Origin of the sequence: Aeromicrobium sp., from assembly GCF_014378035.1 — a bacterium.
Taxonomy (GTDB): domain Bacteria; phylum Actinomycetota; class Actinomycetes; order Propionibacteriales; family Nocardioidaceae; genus Aeromicrobium.
This window is the reverse complement of sequence record NZ_JACMOM010000068.1, coordinates 1-8,436: the sequence shown is the minus strand read 5'-3', so window position 1 is coordinate 8,436 and position 8,436 is coordinate 1. Positions and strand designations below refer to the sequence as shown.

At 67.1% G+C, this 8,436-nt stretch carries 8 protein-coding genes; 5 read left to right on the top strand and 3 right to left on the bottom strand.

Going from position 1 to position 8,436, the window contains the following annotated elements; genetic code table 11:
* Both H7290_RS03765 and H7290_RS03760 read right to left on the bottom strand, forming a co-directional pair.
* The coding region (locus tag H7290_RS03765) for a Gfo/Idh/MocA family oxidoreductase (RefSeq protein WP_290512682.1) at window positions 1–549 on the bottom strand (549 nt) is incomplete at its 3' end.
* Entirely contained in the window at window positions 549–1,766 is a 1,218-nt protein-coding gene (locus H7290_RS03760) for a glycosyltransferase family 4 protein (protein WP_290512681.1), read from the bottom strand. The genes H7290_RS03760 and H7290_RS03765, both read right to left, overlap by 1 nt.
* A gap of 346 nt (window positions 1,767–2,112) precedes the next feature.
* Here H7290_RS03760 and H7290_RS03755 point away from each other — a divergent pair, with 346 nt between their 5' ends.
* The 4 genes from H7290_RS03755 to H7290_RS03740 all read left to right on the top strand — a co-directional run bounded on the left by H7290_RS03755 (window position 2,113) and on the right by H7290_RS03740 (window position 7,005).
* The gene (locus tag H7290_RS03755) at window positions 2,113–2,337 is read left to right on the top strand and encodes a tautomerase family protein (RefSeq protein ID WP_290512680.1); all 225 of its coding nucleotides are present in this window, start codon (window positions 2,113–2,115) and stop codon (window positions 2,335–2,337) included.
* A gap of 39 nt (window positions 2,338–2,376) precedes the next feature.
* A complete protein-coding gene (locus H7290_RS03750; RefSeq protein ID WP_290512679.1) occupies window positions 2,377–3,996 on the top strand; it encodes a LuxR family transcriptional regulator in 1,620 nt (539 codons plus the stop codon).
* A 651-nt stretch (window positions 3,997–4,647) separates the two neighbouring features.
* Window positions 4,648–5,841 carry a metallophosphoesterase gene (locus tag H7290_RS03745; protein WP_290512678.1) on the top strand — a complete coding sequence of 398 codons (1,194 nt, stop codon included), beginning with the start codon at window positions 4,648–4,650 and terminating at the stop codon, window positions 5,839–5,841.
* A 198-nt stretch (window positions 5,842–6,039) separates the two neighbouring features.
* A complete protein-coding gene (locus H7290_RS03740) occupies window positions 6,040–7,005 on the top strand; it encodes a DUF389 domain-containing protein (protein ID WP_290512677.1) in 966 nt (321 codons plus the stop codon).
* A 21-nt stretch (window positions 7,006–7,026) separates the two neighbouring features.
* Here H7290_RS03740 and H7290_RS03735 read toward each other — a convergent pair whose 3' ends face one another.
* Entirely contained in the window at window positions 7,027–7,488 is a 462-nt protein-coding gene (locus H7290_RS03735; RefSeq protein ID WP_290512676.1) for a DUF309 domain-containing protein, read from the bottom strand.
* Window positions 7,489–7,695: 207 nt separating this feature from the next.
* On the opposite strand from H7290_RS03735, the gene H7290_RS03730 reads away from it, so the two are divergent.
* On the top strand, window positions 7,696–8,436 hold a 741-nt coding region (locus H7290_RS03730; protein ID WP_366927595.1), incomplete at its 3' end, for a GAF and ANTAR domain-containing protein.

Below are 8,436 nucleotides of genomic sequence, written 5' to 3'. Positions count from 1 at the left end.
CAGCAGGCGAGCCAGGTCGAACACGTGCGTCGTCTGCTCGACCAGCTGACCACCCGACTGACCTCGGCGCACCCACCAGGGCACGGGCGGAGTGCTGTCCAGCCAGTAGCCGGTGAGGAGCAGCGGCGGTCGGTCCGCGACGAAATCTCGGACCTTCTGGACCATGTCGAGGTGGCGCCAGTGGTAACCGACAGCCGTGAGCAGGCCGGCGGTCTCAACGAGGCCGGCGATGCGCTCGGCAGTGGCAGAGTCGTGAGCCAGCGGTTTTTCGACGAAGAAGGGCAGACGCCGTCGCACGGCCGCCTCCTCGAGAGGGCCGTGCGCGAAGGGAGGAACGCAGAACCAGACGGCGTCAAGGTCCTCGGACTCGACCAGATCGACACCGTCGGTGTAACACCGAGCATCGTGGGCGGAGGCCGCCGCCGCGGCGCGCTGATCGTCGCTGTCGGCCACGGCCACCACGTCGACGTCCCCGAAGGTCGACAACGCAGCGAGGTGTTTGCCCGCGATGAAGCCCGTGCCGACGCAGCCGACGCGCAGGCGGCGCATCAGCGGGCCGCAGCAGCACGGGCGAGCACGTCGTCGTACACCGCGGCCGTGTGCCTGGCCATCCGGGTCGCGGTGAACAGCTGCTCGTAACGCAGCCGGCCCGCAGCTGCCATCTGCTGACGAAGGGCCGGTTTGCTCAAAAGCTCCTCGATGGCCCCGGCCAAAGCTGCCGGACATCCCGGTGGGACGAGGCGGCCGGAGACGCCGTCGGCGACCGCCTCGGAGGTACCGACGACCCGGGTCCCCACGACGGGCAGGCCCGCGTCCATGGCCTCGAGGGCGGCGAGCGGCATGCCCTCATGACGCGACGGCAGCACGAACACGTCCGCCGCGTCCAGCAGTCCGCGCGCATCAGCCCGGTGGCCGACGAACCGCACGGCGTGCGTCACCCCGAGTTGCTCGGCCTGATGCTCGAGAGCACGGCGCAAATGGCCATCTCCGATCACCACGACGACCAGATCGGGAAAGCGCTGCAGGAGGGAAGGCACCGCATCGATCAGGTAGCGGTGGCCCTTCATCACCGTCAACCGCCCGACGGTGATCACCACGGGCCGGCCGAGATCGAGGCCGAGCTCGCGGCGGGCGGCGGGACGTCCCGGTGACGAGGCACGAGGGTGCACACCGTTCGGCACGGTCACCATGCGCTGCGGGGCGACGCCGATCTTCTCGTAGGTGGCGCGTTGCCAGCGCGACACCGTGATGACGCGATCGACCGGCTCGAGCGCTGTGAGGGCTGCGCCGCGCTTTCGGCGGTCGTGAATGAACCACGGAAGGTGAAGCGTCTGCACGATCGCGGGTACTCCTCTCGAAGCTGCGGCCCGGGCGCCATCCCAGTTCTCGCGGCCGGTGCCCACGTGCACGTGAAATACCTCGCTCGGATGGCGTCGCAGGTCCTCCGCGATGCACGCAGCGAACTGGGAATCGCGGGGATGCGGGACCCGCGCCAGGCGCACTCCGCGCTCTTCGGCCGGCACGAAAAGCCGCTCCGCGTTGGCATTGGGCCAGTACATCAGCGTCACGCGCCGCCCTTGGCGCACGTACTCCTCGGCCAGGCACAACATGTGCACGCCCATCCCGGACGGGTCGGCCGACGGCGTGTAGAGATGAACTGCCGGCGGCTCGCCAGGCAGTTCGCGCCTGGTCGGGTTCCTCCCGAGGGTAGCCACCACCTCAGAGGAACCGAACGTCGTCATGCGTGCTGTGTCGTGGTCGGACATCGTCTTCAAGAGTGCCTCCGGAACGTGATCCCAGAACTAATACCCCGAGCGTGCCCTGCCAACCCGACGCGAACCCGGCCCGCGGCCGCAACAGCGCGCGCCGGCAGCTCCGCTGGTGCTTTGTGTCGCGATCGGACATCGACGGTGAGGCGCCGCAGCGCCACACTGGGGCCATGGACGTCGAAAAGCCGTTTCGTGAGTCGGCTAATTCGTGGGTGGCCCGTTCTGGTCATCGACCTCGCGGGAGGCGATGGCCCGTTCGGTGGAAGCGCTCGAGGACGCCGGTGACGGAGTCTTGGGCTGCAGGCTCCACCAGGGAGCCGCACTCCGAGAAGGGACCACTGTCATGCCGCTCATCGAGGTCAGTGTCATCAAGGATGTCTTCACCCCCGAGCAGAAGCAGGAGATCATCTCCAAGCTCACCGATGCGCTCGTCCAGATCGAGGGCGAGAACGTCCGTCCGGTCACCTGGTGCGTCGTGCGGGAGGTGCAGAGCGGTGACTGGGGTATCGCGGGCAACGCGCTCACCACGGCCGACGTGCACGCTCTTGCCGCCGGCGCAGGAGTGTAGGAGACCGCAATCGACCGGGCGGCACGCAGGTCTGTGGTCATGATGTCACCGGAGCTGGTCACCGCTGAGGCGGCGCTCAGGGCCGGTCGGTGGGACGAAGCTGCGGCTGGCTTCGCTGACGTCATCGCCCACACCGACGACCCCCGGGCCCACGACGGGCTTGCTCAGGTCGCGTGGTGGCTCGACGACGCCGGGACTGCCCTCGCGGCCCGCGAGGCCGCGTACCGAGGGTTCCGGGGGACAGGCGACCACCGTGCCGCGGCCTTGGTCGCTGCGACTCTGGGCTACGACTCCATCCTGTTCGGGCTGGGCATACCGGTTGGCCGCGGCTGGCTCGCGCGGGCTGCGGATCTGCTCACCGGGCAGGACGGCGTGCCCGAATCTGGCTGGCTGGAGATCCGTCGAGCCGAGGTTGCCCTCGCCGCCGAGCACGCACCCCGGGCCGGCTTGGAACACGCCCGGGCGGCCGAGTCCGTCGGCCGTGCGACCGGCGACGGGGATCTTGTAGTGGTCGGGCAGGCCCTCGCAGGCCTCGCCATGGTCAGGCTGGGCGACGTCGCCCTCGGCATGGCCCTGCTGGACGGGTCTGCCGGAGCCGCCACAGCTGGCGATGTCGAGGACCTGATGTGGATGGGCAAGGTCTGCTGCTGGGTCATCAACGCCTGCCAGGACGCGCACGACTTCTCCCGCGCGGCGTTGTGGTGTGCCCGGGTCGATGAGATCTGCTCGCGCCACGACCTCGCGCCATTGTTCTCGGTCTGCCGTATCCAGTACGCGTCCGTGCAGATGGCTCAGGGCGAGTGCGTCGCGGCCGAGGCGACTTTGACTGGAGCGCTCCATCGGTTGCAGCACTCTAAACGGGGGGCGCGGTTGGAAGCTGTGGCTCATCTCGGCGAGCTGCGCCGCCGCCAGGGACGTCATGACGAGGCCGAAGCACTGCTTGTGCAGGCGGGCTACCAAACAAGCGCCGTCATCAGCCGGTGCCACCTCCATCTCACAGAGGGCGACGCGGAGCGTGCTTGGTCGTCGGTGACCGAGCTGCTGCGAAGCCTTCCGGCGGACCAGCAGCTGGAGCGGGCCGAGGTGCTGGCAATGGTCGTCGAGGCGGGTGCGGCGGCAGGCAGATCCGACGACGCTCGTGCGGCGGCAGCCCAGCTGCGTGCGATGGCGGACCTCATCGGCACCGACGCCCTCCTTGCTGAGTCCGCTGCCGCGCAGGCACGGCTCGCGCTCAACGAAGCGATCGCCATCAGCTCGTGGCAGGATGCCGTTCGGCACGCTGCGGCCGCCGGGCTGGGGTTCGACGAGGCTGAGTTCCGCCTGAAGTACGCCGCCTGCCTGCAGGCGCTCGGTGACAGCAAGGGCGTTCTCGACCAGGCCGGACGGGCACTCGACCTGCTCAAACCTCTTGGAGTCGGGCCGAGCATCGACCGGGCCCGCGCCCTCCTTGGACATGACGATGCCAGTGGCCCGCTGTCCGCGCGGCAGGTGGACGTGCTCCGACTCCTCGCCCGAGGCCTCACCAACACCGACATCGCCGCTCAGCTGTTGATAAGCGAGCACACCGTGCACCGGCATGTCGCCAACATCTACAGGATCCTCGACGTCTCCTCGCGTGCCGCAGCAGCCACCTACGCCGCGAGCCGCGGACTGACCTGAAAGGTCGCCCGACGACTCAGGCGTCGCATCTCCCGGTCGCTGTGCCTGATGGTCAGGGCTCGGTTTGGAGGCAGACCCGCGGCGAGATGGTGACGGGCCCTTCGGAGTCACGTTGGCGCACGTCCTGGGTATCCGGGACCGCCAGTGTGCCGCCCTCCCCGCCAGCGTCAGCAACGATCCCGGCTCTTCACACGAACAGGAGTCAATCCGTGCTCGACGGCTTGTGAAGCCTGGTCTGTCGAAGCGTCTGACTCGGTCGTCGACGACTGGATGGTCGACTTTGAGTCCCCAGTACCCCGAACCTCGATCCTTCGCCGGGCTGGTCACTGAGGCCGTGAGCGGCTCTGTGACGGGCTTTAGTCGTTGGGGGAAACTGTCGGTGTCTGGGTGAGCGGCGGTCGAGTGGTCAGCGCGACTCGCGTGTGGCCGGTCAGGATGAGGTCGGCCCAAGGCCATCGCGTGGACAGCCGCATGATCTGACGTTGGCCGGTACGGATCACGCGCCCGGCGACGGAAAGCAGCCACAGCGGCCAGATCTCAGGCGCGCCGCGTGCCCGTGGTGTTCACCACCCATTCATGTGATGGTCCCGGGAGGTGCACCGGCCGCGTCTAGTGTCCGAAGCGTCAGATCTCACGAGACCCGAGGTTCCCATGCCTGCACGTCCAAGCCGCGGCCTGGTTGCTGCCGCAATCGTTGCGCTCAGCCTCACCGTGGTGGCTCCTGCCGCAGCTTCGCCGAGCCATCGCGGGTCCGACGACGAATCCGCTTCGTTCTCCTATGCCGTCTTTGGCGACGCGCCGTACGGCACATCGGCCACCCACACCAGCGAGACCGACGCCACCCCAGCATTCATCGACAAGGTCAACGCCGACCCGGCAGTGTCCACTGTGCTGCACGTCGGTGACATCCACTCCGGCAGCCAGAACTGCACCCAGTCCTACGACCAGCAGATCGCTGACCTGTGGGCCGGTTTCGCCGACCCGATGGTCTACACGCCTGGGGACAACGAGTGGACCGACTGCCACAAGAAGAAGGAAGGCGGGGGTGCCTACAACCCCGCGACCGGACAGATCGACTACGTCCGGGATGCCAGCGGCAACCTGGTCAACTACGCCGGCGGCAACCCGGTCGACAACCTCGCCCTGGTGCGATCGATCTTCTTCGCGACGCCCGGCGCCACGCTCGGCCACAGCGGACTCCGGGTGCTTTCTCAGGCACAGGTCGACAATCGCGCACACCCCACGGACGGTCAATATGTGGAGAACGTGATGTGGCAGCGCAGCGGCGTCCTGTTCGCCACCGTCGACGTGCCCGGCGGCTCGAACAACGACGCCGACCCCTGGTTCGGCGCCCCCACGGCCTCACCGCAGCAGACCACCGAGGCGGCCAACCGCACCGGTGCCGCCCTGCGATGGATCGACCGAGCGTTCCGTACCGCCAAGAAAGTCGACGCGCGTTCCGTCGTGATCACCAGCCAGGCCGACATGTGGGACCCCGACGGCAAGGACCTCAGCCACCTCGCGAACTACGAGTCCATCATCGCCAGCCTCGCCACCCACACGAAGGCCTACGGCAAACCGGTCTTGTTGCTCAACGGTGACTCACACGTCTACCGGTCCGACAACCCGCTGCAGAAGGCGGCGCCGTGCACAGGTGATGATGACGTCTGTGCCTACGACGACTGGACCAGCCACCCCTCGTACGACGTTCCGAACTTTCACCGCATCGTGGTCCATGGAAGCACCGTTCCCCTCGAGTACATGCGGCTGACGGCGCACAAGAAGGCTCAGCCGTCGACGGCCACCTCGTTCGGACCTTTCTCCTGGCAGCGCGTCACCCGGTGATCTTCGTCCTCCTCTGAGAGCAAAAGTGGTGCTGTGGCACCACTCACGCCGGGAAGCCTTGCTGAGGTCAGGCTTGTGGATGGCGTTGCAACCGCGTCGCGCAGACCCCGATCCGGCGAGCCGTCCAGCGGTGCACGCGGGGGGCTGGGCAGTCACGGTCGGTGGAGTTTGGTGTCGTCACTGCGGCACAATTCGGGGATGCTCCACATCCGGATCGCCGTCCCCGCTGCGCTGACCGAGCCCGTGCTCGACGTCTTCTCGGACGACCAGGCGGTCAGCCACCTCGCGGTGCTGAGGGGAGCCTCGATCCAACCGTCAGGTGACCTCGTCATGGCCGACGTCGCCCGCGAGGCCGCCAACGAGATCATCGAACGACTCGAAAGCATGGGCGTCGCCGAGTCGGGAACAATTCACGTGGGCGCTGTCGAGAGCTGGGTGTCCAAGTCGGGACTCGAGGCCGAGCGCCAAACTCCTGGCCGCAGCGCCGATGCCGTCGTCTGGGCCGATGTCACGCAAAGCGCCTACGACGAGTCGGAGCTCAACTGGACCTATGTGGCGTTCATGACCATGGCCACGATGCTCGCCGGCATCGCGATCGTGCTCGATTCTCAGATCCTGGTCATCGGGGCCATGGTCCTCGGACCAGAATTCATCACGATCGCCGCACTGGGGCTTGCTCTCGTACGAGGCCGCGGGTTGCTGTTCGGTCGTGCCATACGGACTCTGGCAGTTGGATTCATCGTCGCGATCGTCCTCACAACCCTGGCCGCCCTGGTGGCCCGGGGCCTGGGATGGATCGTCGTCGAGGACGTCACCGGTGCCCGGCCGGGTACCGACTTCATCTACTCAACCGACAAGTGGTCCTTCATCGTCGCGCTCATCGCGGCCGCTGCCGGAGTCCTGTCTCTCACGTCGGCGAAAGTCGGCGGATTGTCCGGCGCCTTCATCTCGGTCACGACCATCCCCGCCGCCGGGAACGTCGCCCTCGGGGCCGCGTTCGGGGCGATGTCAGAGGTCTGGGGCAGCGCGCTGCAGCTGCTTGTCAACATCACCGGAATGGTCGTCGCGGGCTGGCTGACGCTTGCCTTGCAGCAGATGGTCTGGAACAAGCGAGCCAGAACGCGACTCGCCTCGCGGCAGAAGTCTCAGCAGCCTGGGACGTAGACGCTGTGCAGCGAGGCGGTTTCACCGTGTCGAGTGACGACCGTCCGTCTCCGTCGAACTGACGGCATTCTGCGCACAGTTCACGATCGTCCTGATATCGAGCCCGTACCGGGGCCCGGCGGTCGAGTCATACCTGACCAGTCGATCCGTTCCGCGCTCGACGAGGCGTGCCGCACCAACCTCGTTGCCCCGTGCAGCGTGCGTCAGCCCGACACACAGCTGGGCAAGCCCCTGCCACAGCTCGCGCTCCTCCTGGGGGCAGGCTTTCCACCGCGCCTCCAGAACTTCATGGGCCGCGAACGGTCGACCAGCACGGATGAGATCTTCGGCAAACTGCAGGGTCTCCATCGGAGGCAGGGCAACATCCGGCACGGGCTCGACACCGGTCGAACCGTAGGGGAGGGGGCGGCCAAGCTCGTCTCGTGGTCGCGCCTGTTGAGCCCTGCCGTCATCGTTACGATCTCGCGGGCCGTCTGTCGTCACGTCACTACCTTCCGAGGGGGTCAGCGCCAGCGATGATGATCAATCCGCGCCGAGGACCGAGCGCCCACCGCCGGAGGCCGCAACCTTCGAGCTCGCCGCCAATCGAGATGGCGGAACGGGGAACGAATCCAGTACGGCATGAACTCTACGGTGGCGGCATGGTGACAGCCGAAATTGGCTCTGGGACGGCGTCTTCTGCGATCGCCGGTGTCCCTGACTGTGGTTTACATTGAGGTCATCGTCCGTTTGGGCGCCGAACCCATTGAGGCACTTGTGCGAGAGCTACCAGATCACGCGTTCGCGCGACTGGCCACCGAGCTGAGCGAGGCCACGACTGTCGACCAGACGGCCGCTCAGATTGTGGCTTTCGGGATGAAGACTGTCGGGGCTCAGTTCGCGGGCATCACGATGATTCGTGGTCGAGGCAAGTTCGAGACAGTCGGGGCGTCCGAACCATTGGTCGTCGATGTGGATCAGCTGCAGTACGACCTTCGCGAAGGCCCCGGTGTGGACGTTGCCACCACCGCCCAGGTGGTGATGTCGGTGGACCTCGCGGCCGATGACAGATGGCCCGGGTGGGGTCCCGCTGCCGTGAGGCTCGGATTCCGCAGCATCCTGTCAGCTGAGCTCCACGCGGGCGGCCGACGCATCGGTGCCATCAACCTCTACGGAGACAAGATCCGGCAGTTCACCAACGAGGACGCCGATGTCGCGCAGCTCTTTGCGAGTCACGCTGCTGCGGCACTGGCCGCCGTCAGCCTCCGGGAGGGACTGCAGAACGCCCTGGACACTCGAACGGTCATCGGGCAGGCGCAAGGGATCTTGATGGGCCGCTTCGGCATCGATGCCGACCGCGCGTTCTCCATCCTCCGCCGCTACTCCCAGGACAAGAACGTCAAGTTGACCGACGTGGCGCGTGATCTCATCATCACCATGGAGCTACCGGAT

Excerpts from the sequence above, each read along its gene's own strand:
- H7290_RS03760 (WP_290512681.1), bottom strand. The coding sequence starts at position 1,766 with ATGTCCGACCACGACACAGCACGCATGACGACGTTCGGTTCCTCTGAG.
- H7290_RS03755 (WP_290512680.1), top strand. The coding sequence starts at position 2,113 with ATGCCGCTCATCGAGGTCAGTGTCATCAAGGATGTCTTCACCCCCGAG.
- H7290_RS03750 (WP_290512679.1), top strand. The coding sequence starts at position 2,377 with ATGATGTCACCGGAGCTGGTCACCGCTGAGGCGGCGCTCAGGGCCGGT.
- H7290_RS03745 (WP_290512678.1), top strand. The coding sequence starts at position 4,648 with ATGCCTGCACGTCCAAGCCGCGGCCTGGTTGCTGCCGCAATCGTTGCG.
- H7290_RS03740 (WP_290512677.1), top strand. The coding sequence starts at position 6,040 with ATGCTCCACATCCGGATCGCCGTCCCCGCTGCGCTGACCGAGCCCGTG.